This window comes from Bradyrhizobium sp. SZCCHNS2022, from assembly GCF_032377575.1.
Lineage (GTDB): Bacteria > Pseudomonadota > Alphaproteobacteria > Rhizobiales > Xanthobacteraceae > Bradyrhizobium > Bradyrhizobium aeschynomenes.
Genome location: NZ_JAUHHZ010000001.1, coordinates 4,680,001 through 4,701,341 on the forward strand (window position 1 = coordinate 4,680,001; position 21,341 = coordinate 4,701,341).

Below are 21,341 nucleotides of genomic sequence, written 5' to 3' on the forward strand. Positions count from 1 at the left end.
GCGAAGAAAGAGAAACGAAGACGGCGAAATCCCGCCAATGGAACTCAACCCGATCTGGCGATCGTGTTGGTCCCTGATGTTTCTAAAACAGCTCGATAGTACGCGATCCGAAGATCGTGATCCGAAGACCAGACTGAAGAGCCATCCTTAGAAAGGAGGTGATCCAGCCGCAGGTTCCCCTACGGCTACCTTGTTACGACTTCACCCCAGTCGCTGACCCTACCGTGGTCGGCTGCCTCCATTGCTGGTTAGCGCACCGCCTTCAGGTAAAGCCAACTCCCATGGTGTGACGGGCGGTGTGTACAAGGCCCGGGAACGTATTCACCGTGGCGTGCTGATCCACGATTACTAGCGATTCCAACTTCATGGGCTCGAGTTGCAGAGCCCAATCCGAACTGAGACGGCTTTTTGAGATTTGCGAAGGGTTGCCCCTTAGCTTCCCACTGTCACCGCCATTGTAGCACGTGTGTAGCCCAGCCCGTAAGGGCCATGAGGACTTGACGTCATCCCCACCTTCCTCGCGGCTTATCACCGGCAGTCTCCTTAGAGTGCTCAACTAAATGGTAGCAACTAAGGACGGGGGTTGCGCTCGTTGCGGGACTTAACCCAACATCTCACGACACGAGCTGACGACAGCCATGCAGCACCTGTGTTTCGGGCTCCGAAGAGAAGGTCACGTCTCTGCGACCGGTCCCAAACATGTCAAGGGCTGGTAAGGTTCTGCGCGTTGCGTCGAATTAAACCACATGCTCCACCGCTTGTGCGGGCCCCCGTCAATTCCTTTGAGTTTTAATCTTGCGACCGTACTCCCCAGGCGGAATGCTTAAAGCGTTAGCTGCGCCACTAGTGAGTAAACCCACTAACGGCTGGCATTCATCGTTTACGGCGTGGACTACCAGGGTATCTAATCCTGTTTGCTCCCCACGCTTTCGTGCCTCAGCGTCAGTATCGGGCCAGTGAGCCGCCTTCGCCACTGGTGTTCTTGCGAATATCTACGAATTTCACCTCTACACTCGCAGTTCCACTCACCTCTCCCGAACTCAAGATCTTCAGTATCAAAGGCAGTTCTGGAGTTGAGCTCCAGGATTTCACCCCTGACTTAAAGACCCGCCTACGCACCCTTTACGCCCAGTGATTCCGAGCAACGCTAGCCCCCTTCGTATTACCGCGGCTGCTGGCACGAAGTTAGCCGGGGCTTATTCTTGCGGTACCGTCATTATCTTCCCGCACAAAAGAGCTTTACAACCCTAGGGCCTTCATCACTCACGCGGCATGGCTGGATCAGGGTTGCCCCCATTGTCCAATATTCCCCACTGCTGCCTCCCGTAGGAGTTTGGGCCGTGTCTCAGTCCCAATGTGGCTGATCATCCTCTCAGACCAGCTACTGATCGTCGCCTTGGTGGGCCATTACCCCACCAACTAGCTAATCAGACGCGGGCCGATCTTTCGGCGATAAATCTTTCCCCGTAAGGGCTTATCCGGTATTAGCACAAGTTTCCCTGTGTTGTTCCGAACCAAAAGGTACGTTCCCACGCGTTACTCACCCGTCTGCCGCTGACGTATTGCTACGCCCGCTCGACTTGCATGTGTTAAGCCTGCCGCCAGCGTTCGCTCTGAGCCAGGATCAAACTCTCAAGTTGAACTTGAAGCTTTGAACCGGCTGATCACAACGTTTGACGAGGTCCCACCAATCGATCTCCACGCTTCACAGCGCGAAAACCATGGTGTTACCTTTGAAACATTGTCCGCCGAAGTCTTCTCGTCCGATCTCGAAACCAAGCCGAAGCTCAATCCCGAGACCCGCAAGGACTCCGCCGTCCACGTTTCTCTTTCTTCATCTTCACTTGTCAAACAGCCCGGGACCTCGGTCCCACCCTCTCTCGGAGGAGTTCCGCAACCTTATTCGACGGCGATGGGCAACCGGGTTCTACCGGTTGTGCACCACTCAACGAAGTGAGGAGCAGTATCGGCGCGAATGCTCGCCTCGGTGTGTCCCGAAGCGGCGCCGCGCTCAGTGATCGGGTGTATAGGGGGAGCCGATCGGGGTGTCAACGACCATTTTCATGAAATCGTCGCATCGGGTGATTTTTTTCCGTGCCCCTACGGAAGCCCGATTTCTTGCGGACATCGTGCCCCACTTGGGCCACAATCCTGCGACGATTTGTTAAGCATCGACCTGGGTTGATTTGGGTCCAGCGGGGACGCCATCGATTCAAGGATGATCCAGATCAAGGAAATGGCGAGCCCTTCGCCTGACTCAGACGGCCGAGACGACATCGAGAGATCCTGAAGAACAATAGCGGTTTGCGGCGTCCGGCCTCCTGGCCCAGATGTCTCGAACCGTCAGAAGCGCGCCATCATTCCGAGCCGTTTATCCTGGACGGTACGCCAACCGGCAGCTGAGTGATCTCGGTGCTGACTTTGAACTTGGGGGACGAAGGTTGAACCATCGGACGTCACGCGGGGGGATTGGGCGCGAGATCGGCATGATCGATCTCGGGCATGAGCCGCCGCTATCGGTCGATGGCTCCGAGGCTGCGGTGATCGACCGCCGCCGCGTCTCCGTTCAATGGTTCTCGGGCACGATTCTGACCGGTCTCTGCGGCGCAGCCCTGATCGGCGGCGCCGTTTTCGCATCGCTCGACGGCGAATTGACCTTCGCGCGCATGCCGGAGCGGATGGAGAGCGCGCTGCGCGGCGCGTTTGGCGCCAATGACCGTGTCGCCACATTGCGCAAGAGCGACCGCCTGCCGCCGCCGAGCGAAGCGGCCGCCGCACGCAATGTCGTGCGTGTCTCGACCGTGACCCGCGCCGGAACGCGCGAAGTGATCCGTGTCCGTCCCTATGTGCGGATCTCGGGCAATCTCTCGATGACCACGAGCGATCTGTCGTCGAAGATTCCGCCATTCAACGCGCAACGGCTGCTCACCGATACCGACAACGACAAGGCGGGGTCCGGTGAGGATCCCAACAATCCTGCGGCCGTCGAGCCCGACGCCGAGGTGTCCTTCGTCACCAAGGATCTCGCGACCGTGCTGCCGAAGGCGAAGATCGCAGCCTCGGTGGCGCTGGACGAGATCGTCATGCGGGTGCGCGACGCGGCGAACTGGCGCGGCAACAATGGCGGCGTGCGCTATGCGTCGCTCGCCAACGCTGCGGCCGACGCCGCCGGCGCGCAAGGCGGCGATCTGAAGCTGTCCTACGCCAATGACGGCAGCTCGCCCGATCCCTATGCCGGCTTCGAGACCCGCGTGGTGCCGGAAAACGTGACCCTGCTGCCCAAGACCAAGGACCAGATCACCGGCGGAAACCCGCTCGGCGAGCGCGTGCACCTGGTCAAGAAGGGCGACACCGTCGCCTCGATCCTGCGCGATCAGGGCGCCACGCCCGACGAGGCCAGGGCGATCGCCGCCCAGCTCGGCGCCCGCGGCCGCGATGGCGGCCTGAAGGAAGGCGAGAAGCTGCGCATCCTGATGGCGCCGACGAGCCCCGCCCCCGGCGCCCGGCTGCAGCCGGTTCGGGTCATCGTCGCCAACGACAGCATGATCGAAGCGGTCGCCGCGCTGTCGGACCTCGGTAGATACGTCGCGGTCGACGTGCAGAGCATGAATACGGTCACCGAGACCGCCGACAACACCAATGACGACGAGGATGACGGCACCGGCGTCCGCCTCTACCAGAGCATCTACGAGACGGCGATGCGCAACAAGGTGCCGACGCCTGTCATCGACGACATGATCCGGATCTACTCCTACGACGTCGACTTCCAGCGCAAGGTGCAGCCGGGCGACTCGTTCGACGTGTTCTATGCCGGCGACGACGACGACAAGCCGGGCAACAACGACAAGAGCGAGGTGCTGTTCGCCTCGCTGACGGTCGGCGGCGAGACCAAGAAATACTACCGGTTCCAGACCCCCGACGACAGCGTCGTCGACTACTATGACGAGACCGGCAAGAGCGCGAAGAAGTTCCTGGTCCGCAAGCCCGTCAACAACGCCATCATGCGCTCCGGCTTCGGCGGCCGCCGCCACCCGATCCTGGGCTATGTGAAGATGCACACCGGCGTCGACTGGGCCACCGCCTACGGCACGCCGATTTTTGCCTCCGGCAACGGCGTGCTCGAGAAGGTCGGCACCGAAGGCGGCTACGGCAAGTACATCCGCATCAAGCACAACAACGGCTACGAGACGGCCTACGGCCATTTGTCCGCCTTCGCCAAGGGCATGGAGCCCGGCAAGCGCGTCCGTCAGGGCCAGGTCATCGGCTTCGTCGGCTCCACCGGCATGTCGACCGGCCCGCACGTGCACTACGAAATCCTCGTCAACGGCCGCTTCGTCGACCCGATGCGCGTGAAGCTGCCGCGCGGCCGCTCGCTCGAAGGCCAGATCATGGCCGGCTTCGAGAAGGAGCGCGACCGCGTCGACCAGATGATGGCCGGCCGCGGCAACGGCGCCTCGCGCATGTCGGATGCCGGCCCGATCCAGGTGAGCCGTTAAGACGCTAGCTTTCTTGGAGAGGTCTCCAACGACAACGGCCCCCGCTGATGGCTCAGCGGGGGCCGTTTCGATTGGTGTGCTCGGTCAGCGGCCGATCAGTTCAGCTTGCGCTTCGGGATCGGCGCCTCGAACGTCGCGATCTCGGCGGTGCGATGCGCCTTGCCGTTGAAGGTCAGCACGTTGCCTTCCGAGGAGATGGCGACCTTGTCGCCATCCTTGATGTCGCCGGCGAGGATCATCTCGGCGAGCGGATCCTGCACGCTGCGCTGGATCACCCGCTTCAGCGGACGCGCGCCATAGGCCGGGTCCCAGCCCTTGGCGGCGAGCCAGTCGCGCGCATCGCCATCCAGCGACAGCGTGATCTTGCGCTCCTCCAGCAGCTTCTGGAGCCGCGAGAACTGGATCTCGACGATCCGGCCCATCTCGCTCTTCTGCAGGCGGTGGAACAGGATGATCTCGTCGACGCGGTTCAGGAACTCGGGCCGGAAATGCCCGCGCACCGTGCCCATCACCAGCTCCCGCACCTCGGACGTATCCTCGCCCTCCGGCTGATTGACCAGGAACTCGGAGCCGAGATTGCTGGTCATGATGATCAGCGTGTTGCGGAAGTCGACGGTGCGGCCCTGGCCATCGGTCAGGCGGCCGTCGTCGAGCACCTGCAGCAGCACGTTGAACACATCCGGATGCGCCTTCTCGATCTCGTCGAACAGGACGACCTGATACGGCCGGCGCCGCACGGCCTCGGTCAGCGCCCCGCCCTCGTCATAGCCGACATAGCCGGGAGGCGCGCCGATCAGCCGCGACACCGAGTGCTTCTCCATGTACTCGGACATGTCGAGCCGGACCATCGCGGTCTCGTCGTTGAACAGATACTCGGCGAGCGCCTTGGTCAGCTCGGTCTTGCCGACGCCGGTCGGACCCAAGAACATGAACGAGCCCATCGGCCGGTTCGGATCCTGCAGGCCGGCGCGCGAACGACGGACGGCGGTCGCGACCGCATGCACGGCCTCGAACTGGCCGACGACGCGCTTGCCGAGGCTGTCCTCCATCCGCAGCAGCTTGTCCTTCTCGCCCTCCAGCATCTTGTCGACCGGCACGCCGGTCCAGCGCGAGACCACCTGCGCGATGTGGTTGGCGGTGACCGCCTCCTCCATCATCTCGCCGCTCGTCTCCTTGGCCTCGATGTCGGCCAGCCGCTTCTCGAGATCGGGGATACGGCCATAGGCCAGCTCGCCCGCCTTCTGGTACTCGCCGCGGCGCTGCGCGTTGGCGAGCTCGATGCGCAGGCCATCCAGCTCGCTCTTCAGCTTCTGCGCGTTCGACAGCTTGTCCTTCTCGGCGCTCCATTTCGCGGTCAGCGACGCCGACTTCTCCTCGAGGTCGGCAAGCTCCTTCTCCAGCGCCTGCAGCCGGGTCTTGGAGCCGAGATCGCTCTCCTTCTTCAAGGCCTCCTGCTCGATCTTGAGCCGGATGATCTCGCGGTCGAGCGAGTCGAGCTCCTCGGGCTTGCTATCGACCTGCATCTTCAGCCGCGCCGCCGCCTCGTCCATCAGGTCGATGGCCTTGTCCGGCAGGAAGCGGTCGGTGATGTAGCGGTTCGACAGGGTGGCGGAGGCCACCAGCGCGGAGTCGGTGATGCGCACGCCGTGATGCTGCTCGTATTTGTCCTTCAGCCCGCGCAGGATCGAGATGGTGTCCTCGACGGTGGGCTCGGTGACGTAGACCGGCTGGAAGCGGCGGGCGAGCGCGGCGTCCTTCTCGACGTGCTTCTGATACTCGTCGAGCGTGGTCGCGCCGATGCAGTGCAGCTCGCCGCGCGCCAGCGCCGGCTTCAGCAGGTTCGACGCATCCATCGCGCCGTCGGCCTTGCCGGCGCCGATCAGGGTGTGCATCTCGTCGATGAACAGCACGAAGGTGCCTTCGGCGGCTGTGACCTCCTGGAGCACGGATTTCAGCCGCTCCTCGAACTCGCCGCGATATTTCGCGCCGGCGATCAGGGCGCCCAGATCGAGCGACAGCAGCCGCTTGTCCTTCAGGCTCTCCGGCACGTCGCCATTGACGATGCGCAGCGCGAGGCCCTCGACGATCGCGGTCTTGCCGACGCCGGGCTCGCCGATCAGCACGGGATTGTTCTTGGTGCGCCGTGACAGCACCTGGATGGTGCGGCGGATCTCCTCGTCGCGGCCGATCACCGGGTCGAGCTTGCCGTCGCGCGCCGCCTGGGTCAGGTCGCGGGCATATTTCTTCAGCGCATCATAGGCATTCTCGGCGGTGGCCGAGTCGGCCGTGCGCCCCTTGCGCAAGGATTCGATCGCCGCGTTGAGGTTCTGCGCAGTGACGCCGCCCTTGGCCAGAATGCTTCCGGTCTCGCTCTTGGCATCCAGCGTGAGCCCGAGCAGCAGGCGTTCGACGGTGACGAAACTGTCGCCGGCCTTCTCGGCCGCCTTCTCCGCCGCGTCGAAAGCGCGCGCCAGCTCTGGCGAGAGATAGATCTGCCCGGCGCCGCTACCCGACACTTTCGGCATCTTGTTCAGCGCGTCTTCGGTCGCCTTGAGGATCGCGCGCGAGTTGCCGCCGGCGCGGTCGATCAGGCCGCCCGCGAGTCCCTCGCTATCGTCGAGCAGGACTTTGAGAAGGTGCAGCGGCGAGAACTGTTGATGGCCGTCGCGCACCGCCAGAGACTGCGCCGATTGGATGAACCCGCGCGCGCGCTCGGTATATTTGTCGATATTCATGATGTTTCCCTCAGCCTGCTGTGACGCCCCGAAGGCACGGTTCCAGCATCTTCATTGGGTTTCGGTCTGCGCATGTTGACGTCCGTCAACGCCGCGCCAATCCACGTCGCCGGCTTGCGTCCGGCTTGAGAAGAAATGTGGGAAGGCGGCCCGAAAACGGAAGGGGCTGCTTCACAAATTCGTGTGCCCTGGCCGCGGCGACGGGAATCTCCTATGACCCCGCCATGAGCCAGACTTCTCCTGCCCGCATCACCGGCCTGTACCGCTATCCCGTCAAGGGCCTTACTCCGGAACCACAGCAGACAGCCCCGTTGCGGGTCGGCCAAACGCTGCCGGCCGATCGCCGCTATGCGCTGGAGAACGGCCCGACCGGCTTCGACCCGGAGGCCCCGGTCTGGAAGCCGAAGACGGCGTATCTGATGCTGATGCGGAACGAGCGGCTGGCCGGCTTCAAGACGCTGTTCGAGGACGCGACCAACATCCTCACCATCCGCAAGGACGGCTCGATCGTCGCGCAGGGCGATCTCGAAAGCCCGGAGGGGCGCGCCGCCATCGAGCGCTTCTTCGCGACCGCATTCGCCGACGAATTGCGCGGCCCGCCAAAACTGCTGTCGGGCGACGGCTACAGTTTCACGGATCTGGCCCGCAAGGTGGTCTCGATCATCAACCTCGCCTCCGTCGCCGAGATCGAGCAGCTGGTGGGCGCGACCGTGCACCCGCTGCGCTTCCGCGCCAACATCTACGTCACCGGCTGGCCGGCCTGGCACGAGGCAACGCTGATGGGCGAGACCTTGCGCATCGGCGCGGCACGTCTGAAGGTCGTCAAGACCACCACCCGCTGTGCCGCCGTCAACGTCGATCCCGACACCGCGGCGCGCGACCTCGACATCCCGCCCGCGCTGATGCAGGCCCGCGGCAACAATGAATGCGGCATCTACGCCGAGGTGATCGAGGCGGGTGATGTCGCGGTCGGTGACGAACTCGCGGTGGAGCAGCCGCGGCTGGTTTAGCTCGCTCTCACAGCCCGGACAGTGCGCTCCCTCTCCCCGTTCTTCACGGGGAGAGGGCTGGGGTGAGGGGCAGCCACACGAGCGGTGCCGCTTGTCACCGCGAACGCCTCTATCTTCTGATCCTGTTCGTACGTGACCGCGAGACCTCGAACGCATGCGGAAGAGCCTTGCCCGTCCGATGGACCGGCGATCCGGGCCACGCATGTGCCATGCCCCTCACCCGGATTGCTGCGCAATCCGACCTCTCCCCGCGAAGAGCGGGGAGAGGTTGCACCTGCCGAGCCGAGATGTGTCGGGTTAATTGCGAAGGGCGAAACGCCGTCGCCGCATGACGCCGCAACTAATCCTGATATTCAATCGAGAACTGACGACTGGATCTCGAACACGAGCGTTCGACCCGCCATGCCCCCGCACCGACGGTGCGCTCCCTCGCCCCGTTCTTACGCTAGGGTTTCTACACGATTTGGAGGGCTTTGCCGGCAACGAGGATTTGGAAGCGGGTCATTCCGTTGTGAAAGGTGATTGGCCCGGGAGGCCGGTGCGAGGCGTAGCCGGTCCATCCCCCAAGCTTTGCGATAATCCATGCCGCCCACTCGAGGGTGTTGGGTCGATGCGGGTTCTCCTGAAGCTTGGTCCTGCCTTTCATGGTTTTGTTGATGGCGGCCAGCACTTCGATTTCTTCGGGTGTGAAGGCGCATTTGATCGGCAGTTGTTGACCACCGTTGCGGGCCTGAACGAGCTGAATGACGATACACGCCGCTTTGGTAGCGATCGCCACCAGCTTGATCAGGGCCTGGGCGCTTTCGAGCTGGCTGTCCTCGATACCCAGACCCTGGCTCTTCAGCGAGCGAAAGAGCTGTTCGATGATCCAGCGCAGCTTGTACCAGGAGACGATCTGCCAGGCATCGGCCGCCTTGGCGATCGAATGAGTGGTCAAGAGCAGCCAATGAACGGGCTCGGCGCCCTTCGGAGGATGCAGCTCGACGACTTCCGCGAAGCCGATCTTCACGGACTCAGGCAGCCCCTTCATGCCGGGTCGCGCGGGCCGTTTGAGCTCGACGGTTCCGAAGCGCAGCGAGAGATGGGCTTGGCGAGCGCGGCGATCCATGCGCTGCGGAAGGTCGATCACCGCCTTGTCGCAGAAGCGCGCTCGCTCTACGGCTTGATAGAGCGTGCTGCCGTCAGCCAGCGCATGATCGTGCATGGCTCGCGTCAGCAGGTGGACGTTGTCGCCAGGCGTCAACGCCCAATGCGCAAAGAACTCCCCTTCGCGATCATTGACAACGGTGATCATGCGCGCTGCAGCAAGAACCTCGCAGCCCTGCTCGGCCGTCGTTACCCAGCGCGCCGATTCCTTGTTGGCCAACTCCCGCTGGTCGTGAGGGACCTTAACCTTGCCCCGGCGCGTCCACACCTCGCCACCGGTGAGACCGAGGCAAGCTCCGCTGTCGGCATCAACCGCCATCATGGCATGCAGCAGCACACCGCGGGCATTGCCTTTGCCGACCTTGCCCAGTCCGCGCCGGCGTCCCCGCTGCGTTTGGAACTTGACCTCGCTGGTGTCCTGGATCGCCAGCACATGCCGTCCACCGACGACGGCCGCCGTCTGCCTGCTCCAGCCCTCAATCAGCCGATCGATCGTGACTTGCGGATTGTTCACGAACCGCCAGTACGCCATGTACGCGGCCCAGTCACCCCGCGCCATCTGGCGCAGGCAGACGCTGCGCGCACAAAGCATAGCCTGGACGAACGCCGCCCCCTTTTATCGAGGCGCACGTCGCCAAACTCGCCCAATGACAAATCCGGCTCTCGCTGCATCTCCAACGCTCCTTCAAATCAAAGCGTCGGATACAGAATCATACAACAGGCATAGACGGCGCAACATCATGACAACCCGAGTCAATCTGTCGCGCAAGACGTGTAGAAACCCTAGCGTTCTTACGGGGAGAGGGTTGGGGTGAGGGGCAGCCGCACGGGCGGTGCCGCCCTCGTCCAGAAAGCCGGACCTATCAGTTCGGCATCACATACGCATACACGCGGCCGCGCGACACCGCGGTCTCGCGGACGCGGCCGCCATTGTTGCCGGAGATGACGATCGGATTGCCCTGGGCATCGACGCCCGAGACCACGCCGACGTGACCGCCGCCGCGGCGGCTCATGACCGCGATGGCGCCGACCTGCGGGCCGGAGACGCGCTGGCCATAGCTCGCGAAGGAGCGCGCCATGTCGGAGCCGGTGCCGCGATGGCCGGTGCGCTCCAGCACCATGTTCATGAAGCGCGCGCACCACAGGCTGCGCCGGCCGGTGGGATTGCCGCCGCCGATGAAGCTGCGCGCCGCAGAGACGACCGTGCTGCCGCCGAAGCCTCCTGACGACGCCATGCCGTCGGACGCCGAGCCAGGCATCATGAGGCTGGCCTGCGCGTCGGCGACGCCGGTGACCTGCATCCGCGCCACGCCGCGCTCCCAGCGCGACAGCCGGGCGGCGGAGCGACGGTGATGATGATGCCGAGCGTAGTGATGGCCGCCGTGGCTGCGGTGGGCATGATGCCCGGAGCCGTGATGCGGACGGGCCGAAGCCGGTGTTGCGGTGGCGGCAATCACTGCCGAGCACATGGTCAGCGCAACGATATGAAGCGACCGGCGAAGGGTAGACACAACCATACTCAATCCTTCTGTTACTTCCCCCAGTACCCTGACTTGGCACCCCCTGGTCCTCAGCGCGGCCCCTCTGCAAGCCGCCAGCGGGGTCCGTAAAAAGTCGCCGTGTGACCAAACCATGACGACTGGCGGCGAAAAACCGGCGACGAGAGGGTGATTCCGGGCTTATTCTGCGGCCAAAATCAGGCGGACGGACCACCGATTGTCGCGCCTCGCGCGATCAGTCATGCTCCGGCACGCGAAACGGGAGGAGCTGAGAATGCCCCATGCGACGGCGAAAGACGGCGTTCGCCTCTATTTTGAAGAGGCCGGCACGGGCACGCCGCTGCTCTTCCTGCACGAGTTCGCGGCCGACCACACCAATTGGGAGCCGCAGCTGCGCTACCTCGCACGCCGCCATCGCTGCATCGCCTACTCGGCCCGCGGCTATACGCCCTCGGACGTGCCGCCATCGCCCGACCTCTACAGCTACGTGCACTTCACCACCGACGCGTTGGCCGTGCTCGATCACCTCGGCATCGACAGCGCGCATTTCGTCGGCCTGTCGATGGGCTCCTACTCGTCGCTGCAGGTGGCGCTGAACGCGCCTGATCGCATCCGCTCCATGGTGCTGGCCGGGGTCGGCTCCGGCTCGGACCTCGCGCAGCTCGAAGCCTTCCGCGCCCAGTGCCGCGCCACCGCCGAGCAGTTCGAGACGCTCGGCTCAGCCGAGACCGCCAAGGTGACGCGCGAAGCCCCCGGCCGCATCCCCTTCCTGGTCAAGGACCCGCGCGGCCACGCCGACTTCTACGCCGCGCTGGCCCGCCACGACGCCAAGGGCTCGGCCAACACCATGCGCGGCTTTCAAGGCGCGAGGCCGTCGATCTACACCATGGCCGACGCGATCCGCCGCGTGCCCACCCCGGCCCTGATCATCTGCGGCGACGAGGACGACGCCTGCATCGAGCCCAGCCTGTTCCTGAAGCGGCATCTGCCGGCCTCGGGGCTGATGGTCTTCCCGAAGTCGGGGCATGTGCTGAACCTGGAGGAGCCGGCGCTGTTCAACGAGGCCGTCGAGCGCTTCATCGCCCTGGTGGAGGCCGGCCGGTGGGGACAGCGCGATCCGAGATCGATGGCGGGATGACGAGATGGCTGTGGCTCTTCGCGTTCTGCGACAAACAAGTGACGGCTGCTGAAGCGTGATGCGATTGCTGCGTTTCCTGTTTTCATTCGACGGGCGGGTCAGCCGATCAGCGTACTGGCTCGGCCTCGTCCTGCCGCTCGCATTCGCGTTCTTTGTGGTGGTCGCCGTTGTGCCGCCGCTCGCATTCAATAATGCCGTGCTCGGCTTGTCTCTCCTGGCCTTGTGGCCAACTCTGGCGATCGGCGCGAAGCGTTGCCACGACCGCGGTCGCTCGGGTTGGTATCAACTGGTCGGCCTGATACCCTTCGTTGGACAGATCACGCTGTTCATCGAGCTGGGCTTCCTCCGTGGGACTGACGGGCCGAACCGCTTTATCGCTGCGCGCGGCGTGTCCAGCGGGCTATCGTGACTCGCCGCGCGCCGAAGTGCTCCCGATATCCATGACGATCTCTCCTGCCTCGCCTTGACGAGCCTCAAATCGCCGCCTCCACCAATCGCTGCCGCAGCAGCGGCACGACGAAATCGACGAAGGCGCGCAGCTTCAGCGGCAACCGGGTCTGGCCGTCATAGACGAGATGCACCGGACGCGGCGCCGGCTCGAAGGCGTCGAGCACGAGCTGAAGCCGGCCGCTGCGGACGTGGTCCACGACCTGATAGGACAGCGCCCGCACCAGCCCTGCCCCCGACAGGCCGGCTTCGATCGCCGCATCGATCGTGTTGACGCCGAGCCGCGCGCGAAAGCCGGCGGCGATCTCGGCGCCGTCGACCTCGAACCGCCAGGTGCCGGGCACCGACACGCTCTGGAACGAGATCACGCTGTGCCGTGCCAGATCGTCCGGCCGCACCGGGCGGCCGTTGGCGGCGAGATAATCCGGGCTGGCGCAGATCACATGGCGAACGCTGCCGAGCCGGGTGGCGATCAGGCTGGAATCCGGCAGCTGCCCGATGCGCAGCGCCACGTCGACCTGGTCGTCGAGAAAGTGCGCGACACGATCGGTCATCACGAGATCCACCGCGACATCGGGATAGGCCGCGAGGAAGCGCGTCACGACCGGCAGCGCATGCAGCCGGCCGAACATGATCGGCGCCGTCACGACCAGATCGCCCTTGGGCTCGGAATATTCACCGCTCGCGGCGCGCTCGGCTTCGGCGACCTGCTCCAGGATCACGCGCGCTGCCGCGACATAGGATCGCCCCGCCGGCGTCAGCTCCAGCCCCTTGGCCGAGCGGATCAAGAGCGAGGCCTTCAGATGCGCCTCGAGCTCGGCGACCTTGCGACTGACGGTCGCCAGCGGCAGCCCAAGCGCCCGGCTGGCCTTCGACAGGCTGCCGGCATCAGCGGCAGCGAGAAGCACGGACATCGCATCCAGGCGATCCAAGCAGGGCCCTTTCAATTTTCGGGAGGCAACCTCCTGATCGTATCGACTTCCGCCGATTCTTGGAAGGCATACAACTCGCTGCAACGGCGGCAAACGCCCCCGCCCTCTGACCAGGAGACCCTTATGACCACCAAGACCCGCTACCGCACCGCGACCGTTCACGGCCGCAAGGTGTTCTACCGCGAGGCTGGCGATCCCACCGCCCCGACCATCCTGCTGCTGCACGGCCTGCCGACCAGCAGCCAGATGTTTCGTGACCTGATCCCGGCGCTGGCCGACCGCTTCCACCTCGTCGCACCCGACTACATCGGCTTCGGCCATTCCGACGCGCCTGATCGCAGCGAGTTCGCCTATACATTCGACAATCTCGCCGCCCATGTCGAAGGCCTCGTCGACGTGCTCGGCCTCGACTCCTACATCCTCTACATGCAGGACTATGGCGGACCGGTCGGCTTCCGCCTGTTCACGCAACGACCCGAGCGCGTGAAGGGCTTCATCCTGCAAAACACCAACGCTTATATGGAGGGCGTCGGCGAGGCGCCGAAGAAGGTGCTGCTGCCGCTGTGGGAGAAGCGCACACCTGAGACCGAGGCGCCCGCGCGTGAGCTGCTCAGCCTCGACGGCACCAAATTCCAGTGGCTGGTCGGCGCGAGGGATCCCGAGGCCGTCAATCCCGACAACTGGATCCTCGACCAGGCCCTGCTCGACCGTCCGGGCACCCAGGACTATCAGCTCGATCTGCTGGAGAACTACAAGACCAACGTCGCGCTGTATCCGCAGTGGCAGGCCGCGTTCCGCGTCCACAATCCGAAGACGCTGATCATCTGGGGCCAGCACGACCCGTTCTTCATCCCGCCCGGTGCCCGCGCCTATCTCAACGACCTCTCCGACGTGAAGCTGGTCTGGCTCGACTCCGGCCACTTCGTGCTCGACGAAAACGCGCCGAAGGTCGCCGCGGAGATCAAGGCCGTTTTCGCCGGATAGGCGGCGCCGACGTCGACGTCATCCATCATGTCCGCAGGCGACACGCGCGGTCTCAAGCTGGACGCCCGCCTGCGTCGGCATGACAGCGGAGGCTGTCACCACCTTCCCCCGTCATCGCGAGCGCCAGCGAAGCGATCCAGGAGCTACACGGAAAGACTTCACGCGTCGTCCCTGGATTGCTTCGTCGCTTCCGCTCCTCGCAATGACGGCCGCGGCGAAGCCGGCCGCACCACCACAGCTGTCATCGCCCGGCTCGACCGGGCGATCCAGTATTCCGAGATCGCCGTATGTCCCCGAGAGGCCGCGGCGTACTGGATGCCCGCCTGCGCGGGCATGACAGCGGAGGCTGTCGTCGCCCCTCCGTCATCGCGAGCGCCAGCGAAGCGATCCAGGGGTCACACGGAAGGACTTTACGCGTAACCCCTGGATTGCTTCGTCGCTTCGCTCCTCTCAATGACGACCGGTGCTCATGACATCACCTACTCTCCGATGATCTTGATCAGCGCCCGCTTGCGGCGGCCGCCGTCGAATTCGCCGTAGAAGATCTGCTCCCACGGGCCGAAGTCGAGCTTGCCCTGCGTGATCGCCACCACGACCTCGCGGCCCATGATCTGCCGCTTCATGTGGGCGTCGGCATTGTCCTCGCCGGTGCGGTTGTGGCGATAGCCCGAAACTGGCTCGTGCGGTGCCAGCTTCTCCAGCCACTGCTCGTAGTCGTGATGCAGCCCGCTCTCGTCGTCATTGATGAACACCGATGCGGTGATGTGCATGGCGTTGACCAGGACGAGTCCTTCGCGCACGCCGCTCTCCCTGAGCGCCGCTTCGACCTCACCCGTGATGTTGATGAAGGCGCGCCGGCCGGGGATGTCGAACCACAGCTCCTTGCGGAAGGATTTCATGAGCGCGTCCTCTGACGTTGGGTCACGGCTCGCCATTCTAGCGATCGCAGGGTCGACGTCGAGCAGGCAATGCGACGTCAGCGTCCCTGTCTGCACGACGGGCAATTCCCGCAGGCGCGCCATGCACAAACTGCCCGTCGTGTTAGTTTGTCGCATGGTCCGCACTTGCACCGACGGGCAAATCAAGCGCAGATTTCCGGCCGTCCCGCCTCACAGCAAGGGGCGTATCGCGGTCGTCACGAACGCTGAGGTGGGATGCGGTGGGCGTGTCGGGTTGCGCGTGGGGTTTCTCGCGCGGACGAACAATCTCGATGCGCACGGTCAAGTCGCGCGGTCCTGATCCTCCGACGCTAGGATCAAGTTGGCGATGAATGTCGCCGACGATGGTGGCCAGAAAGCCCGGCGCACCAGGGAGAACGCGAAGCAGCCGTACAACCATCGCGCAGGGAAGGCCGGGTGTTCCGGCTCGTACCTGTGGTACCTGCCGCCTGCATTTTTTCTCGCAGGCGGGCCATGGGTGCGGCCAGCATCCGGCCTTCCCTGCGCCTCTGCGTTATCGGAGGCGATGACTGACGCAGAGCCCGGGCGCGGATGCGCTGCGGGATCGGCGCGTCATGCTTTCGGCTGTTTGAGATGTGAAACGCGACAAGCCCCACGGCTCGCCAGTGATGAGTTGTATCATCGTGCGCAAGTCAGGGGCGGACAACCGCTCGCCCAGCGCTTAACTGTCGTCCCGGCGAACGCCGGGACCCATACCGCGTGATCTATCGGTGAGACGCAACTGCGAGTCATCGTCCCATGACCACCGGTGGTTATGGGTCCCGGCGTTCGCCGGGACGACAACCGAGCATGACGTCGCTTCGGCGGCATACGCACCATCGGCAAGAGGACGTACCCCTACCGCCTCTCCGCCCGGCTCAGCAGAAACACCCCCTGCTCGCCGAACATGTTCCAGAACCACCAGGGCATCGCGACGCGCAGCGGACGGCCGTAACTATCCAGCGCCACCGCGCGCTCCATCTTCACGCCGATCTCGTCGCAGAGCTGCACGAAGTCCTTGATGGTGCAGAAATGGATGTTGGGCGTGTCGTACCAGGTGAAGGGCAGATTGTCCGTGCGCGGCATGTGGCCGCCGACGAGCAGTTGCAGGCGCAGCCGCCAGAAGCCGAAATTCGGGAAGGTGACGATGGCGCGGCGGCCGATGCGCAGCAGATTCTCCAGCACGACCTTGGGCTGCCGCGTCGCCTGCAAGGTCTGCGACAGGATCACGTAGTCGAACGCGTCGTCCGGATAATCGACGAGGTCCGTATCGGCGTCGCCCTGCACCACCGCGAGCCCCTTGGCGACGCAATGGTTGACGCCCTCGCGCGACAGCTCGATGCCGCGGCCGTCGATGCCGCGGCTCTCCAGCAGTTGCAGCAGGTCGCCGTCGCCGCAGCCGATGTCGAGCACCTTGGAGCCGCGCTCGACCATGCCGGCGACCAGCAGATGATCGGGCCGATAGGCCAGCACCTCGCCACCGGAAAAGCCGTTCAGCGGCAGCACACCCTGCAGGCTCATGGCTCAGCTCCCCTTCGCGGCGTTGAGGCCACGTGCCTTGCCCGCGGAATCGAGAAACGCGCTGGCGATCTCGAAGAACTCGGGCACATCCAGCAGGAACGCGTCGTGCCCCCGGTCGGTCTCGATCTCGGCGAACGACACCCGCGCGCTGGACGCGTTCAGCGCATGCACCAGCGCCCGCGATTCCGAGGTCGGAAACAGCCAGTCGCTGGTGAAGGACACCACGCAGAAGCGGGTCTGGATGCCGCGGAAGGCAGCCGCCAGCACGCCGTCATGATCCGCGGCGATATCGAAATAATCCATCGCGCGCGTCAGATAGAGATAGGAGTTGGCGTCGAAACGCTCGACAAAGGACGAGCCCTGGTAGCGCAGATAGCTCTCGACCTGGAAATCGGCGTCGAACGAAAAGGTCGGCAGCTCGCGGTCCTGCATGCGGCGGCCGAACTTGCGATGCAGCGCGGCGTCCGACAGATAGGTGATGTGCGCGGCCATCCGCGCCACCGCGAGGCCGCGATGCGGATGCGTGGCCTTGTCGGCATAGCGGCCGTGATCCCATTCCGGATCGGCCATCACGGCCTGGCGGCCGAGCTCATGGAAGGCGATGTTCTGCGCCGAGTGCCGTGTCGCGCAGGCGATCGCGAGATTCGCGAACACGCGGTGTGGATAGGCCACCGTCCATTGCAGCGCCTGCATGCCGCCCATCGAGCCGCCGACCACGGCGAACAGGGTGTCGATGCCGAGATGATCGATCAGCATCGCCTGCGCCCGCACCATGTCGGGGATGGTGATGATCGGGAAGTCGAGGCCCCACACCTTGCCCGTCGCCGGGTTCAACGAGGCCGGCCCGGTCGAACCCATGCAGCCGCCGATCACGTTCGAGCAGATGATGAAGTAGCGCGCCGGATCGAGCGGCCGCCCCGGACCGACCAAGGTCTCCCACCAGCCGGGCTTGCCGGTGACCGGATGGCGGTTGGCGACATGCTGATCACCGGTCAGCGCGTGGCAGATCAGCACCGCGTTCGATCTGTCGGCGTTGAGCTCGCCATAGGTCTGGTAGGCGATCTGGAACGGCGCGAGGTCGACGCCGCAATCCAGCTTGAGCGGCTTGTCGGCGCCGAACTGCGCGACCAGCGAGCTCGGATGGTCGACCTCGTGCGAACGCTCTTCCGGCGCAATCGTGCGCAATGCGGAGGTGGATTTCGGCGTCAGGCCTGTCATGTCTCTCACCCCGGCCATTCCGCCGGAGCTCCCGAACCACGTGACATATCAGGCCATGAAAAACCCGGCCTGAACTGGGGTTCGGCCGGGATCGATAACGTCCCCGGCCTGTTTAGCGAGTTTTTTAACGTGGCTGCAAGCCGGCCGGCTCAAATGACCACGGAACGGGCAGAAACTAGTCCCGCGGGCGCTCTTCGTCAAGGCAAGCTGGGGTTGACCGCCGCTCGGGCGCCCCACCGCTGCAGTCGGGGCAAGCCTAGGCAGCACAAGGTAAACTTGCTGTTGCGCGGGCCCGGCGCATCGGAGAGAACGGCATCCGTTCCTTGTGGCCGCGCGTTTCCCCGTGGCCTCGCGAAGAGTGACACGGACCATGTCGAACCCGCCGCCCGCCCCGCCCTCGCTCGCCGACCTGCGCAAGGAGATCGACGCGATCGACGAGCAGGTGCATCACCTGCTGATGAACCGGGCCGACATCATCGACCGGCTGATCAAGGTCAAGAAGACCCAGGAGGTCGGCTCGGCGTTCCGCCCGGCGCGCGAGGCCGACATGATGCGCCGGCTGGTGCAGCGGCATCGCGGCATCCTGCCGCTCGACACGGTCGAGGGCATCTGGCGCGTGATCGTCTCGACCTTCACCTATGTGCAGGCGCCGTTCTCGGTGCATGCCGATGTGTCGGTCGGCGAATCCGCAATGCGCGATTCCGCCCGGTTCCATTTCGGCTTCGTGGTGCCCTACATTGCCCATTTCAGCGCCCAGGCCGCGGTCGAGGCGGTGGCGCGCTCGAAGGGCGATCTCGCGCTGGTGTCGACGACGTCGGGCCATACGCCGTGGTGGATCACGCTGGAGCCCGTGGGCGCACCGAAGATCATTGCGCGGCTGCCGTTCATCGAGCGCGCCGACCATCCAGCGGCGCTGCCGGTGTTCGCGGTGTCGCGTGTCGCCGACGATGCGCTGGTGCTGGAGGTCGAGACCTGGAGCATCCGCGTGTCCGGCTGGAACGCCCAGGTGTCGCGGGCGCTGTCGCCGCTCGCCGACGTCATCGCGGTGCCCGATACCGCTTTCGACGGCGCTGCGCTGCTGGTGTCGATCGAGGCGCCCGCGAACCTCGAAAAAATCAAGGCAGCCCTGATCGCGGCAGGCGCCTCGGTACGCTCCGCAGCCCTCGTCGGCGGCCACGCGAAACGCTATACGGTTCCCAGCTGAGGCCGCCTTGCGCCCCTCCCAAGCATTCTCCGGAGTTGACGATGTCCCGTCCCGTGCCGAACCCCGGCATCCTCGATATTGCGCCCTACACGCCCGGCAAGAGCCCGAAGCCGGAGCCCGGCCGCAAGGTCTTCAAGCTGTCGGCCAACGAGACCCCATTCGGTCCGTCGCCCAAGGCGATCGAGGCATTCAAGAGCGCGGCCGGCCATCTCGAGGATTATCCTGAAGGCACCTCGCGGGTGCTGCGCGAGGCCATCGGTCGCACCTACGGCCTCGACCCCGACCGCATCGTCTGCGGCGCCGGCTCCGACGAGATCCTCAACCTGCTGGCCCACACCTTCCTGGGCCAGGGCGATGAGGCGATCTCGACCACGCACGGCTTTCTGGTCTATCCGATCGCGACCATGGCCTGCGGCGCCAAGAGCGTGGTCGCCGCCGAAAAGGAGTATCGCACCGACGTCGACGCGATCCTCGCCGCGGTGACGCCGCGCACCAAGCTGGTGTGGCTCGCCAACCCCAACAACCCGACCGGCACCTATATCCCGTTCGACGAGGTCAAGCGGCTGCGTGCCGGCCTGCCCTCGCATGTCGTGCTGGTGCTCGACGCCGCCTATGCCGACTACGTCTCGCGCAACGACTACGAGTTCGGCATCGAGCTGGTCGCGACGACCGAGAACACCGTGGTCACGCACACCTTTTCCAAGATCCACGGCCTCGCCGCGCTTCGCGTCGGCTGGATGTTCGGCCCGGCGCACATCGTCGACGCCATCAACCGTATTCGCGGGCCCTTCAACGTCTCCTCGCCGGCGATGCTCGCAGCCGTCGCGGCGCTCGAGGACACCGCGCATCAGCAGATGTCGAAGACGCACACGGAAACGTGGCGCAACCTGCTCACCGAGGAGATCGGCAAGCTCGGGCTCAAGGTGACGCCGAGCGTCACCAACTTCCTGCTGATCCACTTCCCGGCCGAGAACGGCAAGACCGCGGTGGAGGCGGACGAGTTCCTGACCCGCCGCGGCCTCGTGCTGCGCGCGCTCGCCAACTACAAGCTGCCGAACGCGCTGCGCATGACGATCGGCACCGAGGAAGCCAACCGTCTCGTGATCGAGGCTCTCAGCGATTTCATGGGGGCGAGGTGAGCGTCGCCGGACGGTTCGAACGCGTAGCGCTGATCGGCTTCGGCCTGATCGGCGGCTCGATCGCACGTGCGGCCAGGCTGCAGGGCGTGGCGGGCGAGATCATCACCACGGCGCGTTCGGAGAAGACCCGCGCCCGCGTCGCCGAGCTCGGACTCGTCGACCGCGTCGTCGCTAGCAATGCGGACGCCGTGAAGGACGCCGATCTCGTCATCCTCTGCATTCCCGTCGGCGCCTGCGGCCCGGTCGCGGCAGAGATCGCGCCGCATCTGAAGCCCGGCGCCGTCGTTTCCGACGTCGGCTCGGTGAAGGGCGCCATCGTCCGCGACATGGCCCCGCATCTGCCAGCGAATGTGCACTTCGTGCCGGCGCATCCGGTGGCGGGCACCGAGAATTCGGGCCCCGACTCCGGCTTTGCCGAGCTGTTCATCAACCGCTGGTGCATCCTGACGCCGCCGGACGGCGTCGATGCCGGCGCGATCGATCGTCTTCGCGCGTTCTGGGCTGCACTCGGCGCCAAGGTCGAGATCATGACGCCGGATCATCACGACCGCGTGCTCGCGATCACCAGCCATCTGCCGCATCTGATCGCCTACACCATCGTCGGCACAGCGGATGAGCTGGCGCAGGTGACGGAGTCCGAGGTGATCAAGTTCTCCGCCGGCGGCTTCCGCGATTTCACCCGCATCGCCGCGTCAGATCCGACGATGTGGCGCGACATCTTCCTGAGCAACAAGGACGCCGTGCTCGACATGCTCGGCACCTTCACCGAGGACCTGTCGAAGCTGACGCGGGCGATCCGGCGAGGCGACGGCGAGGCGCTGTTCGATCACTTCACCCGCACCCGCGCGATCCGCCGCGGCATCGTCGACATCGGCCAGGATTCGGCGGCGCCGGATTTCGGCCGGCCGCTGCCGCAGCTCAAGAAGCCCTGAGA

The 21,341-nt window shown here is 64.9% G+C and carries 15 protein-coding genes, 1 rRNA gene and 1 riboswitch; of the genes, 8 read left to right on the forward strand and 8 right to left on the reverse strand.

Features of this window, described 5'->3' with window-relative positions; all coding sequences use genetic code 11:
- Nucleotides 1–151 precede the first annotated feature (151 nt).
- Nucleotides 152–1,640: ribosomal RNA gene (locus QXZ94_RS21030) — 16S ribosomal RNA — on the reverse strand.
- Between the two features lie 801 nt (nt 1,641–2,441).
- Here QXZ94_RS21030 and QXZ94_RS21035 point away from each other — a divergent pair.
- Nucleotides 2,442–4,496 carry a M23 family metallopeptidase gene (locus QXZ94_RS21035; protein ID WP_315722026.1) on the forward strand — a complete coding sequence of 685 codons (2,055 nt, stop codon included), beginning with the start codon at nt 2,442–2,444 and terminating at the stop codon, nt 4,494–4,496.
- 95 nt (nt 4,497–4,591) lie between these two features.
- Here QXZ94_RS21035 and clpB read toward each other — a convergent pair whose 3' ends face one another.
- Entirely contained in the window at nt 4,592–7,231 is a 2,640-nt protein-coding gene (gene clpB / locus QXZ94_RS21040) for an ATP-dependent chaperone ClpB (protein ID WP_315722027.1), read from the reverse strand.
- A gap of 224 nt (nt 7,232–7,455) precedes the next feature.
- Between clpB and QXZ94_RS21045 the strand changes: the two genes are divergently transcribed.
- A complete protein-coding gene (locus tag QXZ94_RS21045) occupies nt 7,456–8,241 on the forward strand; it encodes an MOSC domain-containing protein (protein WP_315722028.1) in 786 nt (261 codons plus the stop codon).
- 454 nt (nt 8,242–8,695) lie between these two features.
- On the opposite strand, the gene QXZ94_RS21050 is transcribed toward QXZ94_RS21045, so the two are convergent.
- Nucleotides 8,696–9,919 (reverse strand): IS4 family transposase, encoded by a 1,224-nt coding sequence (locus QXZ94_RS21050; protein ID WP_315722016.1) that lies wholly within the window; start codon nt 9,917–9,919, stop codon nt 8,696–8,698.
- 331 nt (nt 9,920–10,250) lie between these two features.
- Complete coding sequence (locus QXZ94_RS21055; RefSeq protein ID WP_172115594.1) at nt 10,251–10,904, reverse strand: TIGR02594 family protein; 654 nt, start codon at nt 10,902–10,904, stop codon at nt 10,251–10,253.
- A 256-nt stretch (nt 10,905–11,160) separates the two neighbouring features.
- On the opposite strand from QXZ94_RS21055, the gene QXZ94_RS21060 reads away from it, so the two are divergent.
- Nucleotides 11,161–12,024, forward strand: coding sequence for an alpha/beta hydrolase (locus QXZ94_RS21060; protein WP_315722029.1), 864 nt, complete (start codon nt 11,161–11,163; stop codon nt 12,022–12,024).
- Between the two features lie 58 nt (nt 12,025–12,082).
- Nucleotides 12,083–12,433 carry a DUF805 domain-containing protein gene (locus tag QXZ94_RS21065; protein ID WP_172183666.1) on the forward strand — a complete coding sequence of 117 codons (351 nt, stop codon included), beginning with the start codon at nt 12,083–12,085 and terminating at the stop codon, nt 12,431–12,433.
- 64 nt (nt 12,434–12,497) lie between these two features.
- Here the strand turns inward: QXZ94_RS21065 and QXZ94_RS21070 are convergent, their stop codons facing one another.
- Nucleotides 12,498–13,403: a LysR family transcriptional regulator gene (locus QXZ94_RS21070; RefSeq protein ID WP_315722030.1), complete on the reverse strand. Its 906-nt coding sequence runs from the start codon at nt 13,401–13,403 to the stop codon at nt 12,498–12,500.
- Nucleotides 13,404–13,526: 123 nt separating this feature from the next.
- Here QXZ94_RS21070 and QXZ94_RS21075 point away from each other — a divergent pair, with 123 nt between their 5' ends.
- Nucleotides 13,527–14,387, forward strand: a complete 861-nt coding sequence (locus QXZ94_RS21075; RefSeq protein ID WP_315722031.1) for an alpha/beta fold hydrolase — start codon at nt 13,527–13,529, stop codon at nt 14,385–14,387.
- 479 nt (nt 14,388–14,866) lie between these two features.
- Here QXZ94_RS21075 and QXZ94_RS21080 read toward each other — a convergent pair whose 3' ends face one another.
- The 3 genes from QXZ94_RS21080 to QXZ94_RS21090 form a co-directional block, all read right to left on the reverse strand.
- On the reverse strand, nt 14,867–15,286 hold the full coding sequence (locus QXZ94_RS21080; protein ID WP_315722032.1) for a secondary thiamine-phosphate synthase enzyme YjbQ: 420 nt from the start codon (nt 15,284–15,286) through the stop codon (nt 14,867–14,869).
- Nucleotides 15,287–16,183: 897 nt separating this feature from the next.
- On the reverse strand, nt 16,184–16,846 hold the full coding sequence (metW, locus tag QXZ94_RS21085; RefSeq protein ID WP_315722033.1) for a methionine biosynthesis protein MetW: 663 nt from the start codon (nt 16,844–16,846) through the stop codon (nt 16,184–16,186).
- 3 nt (nt 16,847–16,849) lie between these two features.
- On the reverse strand, nt 16,850–18,064 hold the full coding sequence (locus QXZ94_RS21090) for a homoserine O-acetyltransferase (protein ID WP_315722034.1): 1,215 nt from the start codon (nt 18,062–18,064) through the stop codon (nt 16,850–16,852).
- 91 nt (nt 18,065–18,155) lie between these two features.
- Nucleotides 18,156–18,235, reverse strand: a riboswitch (SAM riboswitch).
- A 199-nt stretch (nt 18,236–18,434) separates the two neighbouring features.
- On the opposite strand from QXZ94_RS21090, the gene QXZ94_RS21095 reads away from it, so the two are divergent.
- Genes QXZ94_RS21095 through QXZ94_RS21105 form a run of 3 tightly spaced genes read left to right on the forward strand, consistent with a single transcriptional unit; the run spans nt 18,435 to nt 21,339 of the window.
- Entirely contained in the window at nt 18,435–19,268 is an 834-nt protein-coding gene (locus QXZ94_RS21095; protein ID WP_315722035.1) for a chorismate mutase, read from the forward strand.
- A 41-nt stretch (nt 19,269–19,309) separates the two neighbouring features.
- Nucleotides 19,310–20,407 carry a histidinol-phosphate transaminase gene (hisC, locus tag QXZ94_RS21100; RefSeq protein WP_315722036.1) on the forward strand — a complete coding sequence of 366 codons (1,098 nt, stop codon included), beginning with the start codon at nt 19,310–19,312 and terminating at the stop codon, nt 20,405–20,407.
- Entirely contained in the window at nt 20,404–21,339 is a 936-nt protein-coding gene (locus tag QXZ94_RS21105; protein WP_315722037.1) for a prephenate/arogenate dehydrogenase family protein, read from the forward strand. Before hisC ends, QXZ94_RS21105 begins: the two co-directional genes overlap by 4 nt.
- Nucleotides 21,340–21,341 lie beyond the last annotated feature (2 nt).

Bases quoted from the DNA above. Each gene is read 5' to 3' on its own strand.
- clpB (WP_315722027.1), bottom strand. From the start codon at position 7,231: ATGAATATCGACAAATATACCGAGCGCGCGCGCGGGTTCATCCAATCG.
- QXZ94_RS21065 (WP_172183666.1), top strand. From the start codon at position 12,083: ATGCGATTGCTGCGTTTCCTGTTTTCATTCGACGGGCGGGTCAGCCGA.
- QXZ94_RS21060 (WP_315722029.1), top strand. From the start codon at position 11,161: ATGCCCCATGCGACGGCGAAAGACGGCGTTCGCCTCTATTTTGAAGAG.
- hisC (WP_315722036.1), top strand. From the start codon at position 19,310: ATGTCCCGTCCCGTGCCGAACCCCGGCATCCTCGATATTGCGCCCTAC.
- QXZ94_RS21055 (WP_172115594.1), bottom strand. From the start codon at position 10,904: ATGGTTGTGTCTACCCTTCGCCGGTCGCTTCATATCGTTGCGCTGACC.
- QXZ94_RS21095 (WP_315722035.1), top strand. From the start codon at position 18,435: ATGTCGAACCCGCCGCCCGCCCCGCCCTCGCTCGCCGACCTGCGCAAG.
- QXZ94_RS21090 (WP_315722034.1), bottom strand. From the start codon at position 18,064: ATGACAGGCCTGACGCCGAAATCCACCTCCGCATTGCGCACGATTGCG.
- QXZ94_RS21080 (WP_315722032.1), bottom strand. From the start codon at position 15,286: ATGAAATCCTTCCGCAAGGAGCTGTGGTTCGACATCCCCGGCCGGCGC.
- metW (WP_315722033.1), bottom strand. From the start codon at position 16,846: ATGAGCCTGCAGGGTGTGCTGCCGCTGAACGGCTTTTCCGGTGGCGAG.
- QXZ94_RS21045 (WP_315722028.1), top strand. From the start codon at position 7,456: ATGAGCCAGACTTCTCCTGCCCGCATCACCGGCCTGTACCGCTATCCC.
- QXZ94_RS21075 (WP_315722031.1), top strand. From the start codon at position 13,527: ATGACCACCAAGACCCGCTACCGCACCGCGACCGTTCACGGCCGCAAG.
- QXZ94_RS21050 (WP_315722016.1), bottom strand. From the start codon at position 9,919: ATGGCGTACTGGCGGTTCGTGAACAATCCGCAAGTCACGATCGATCGG.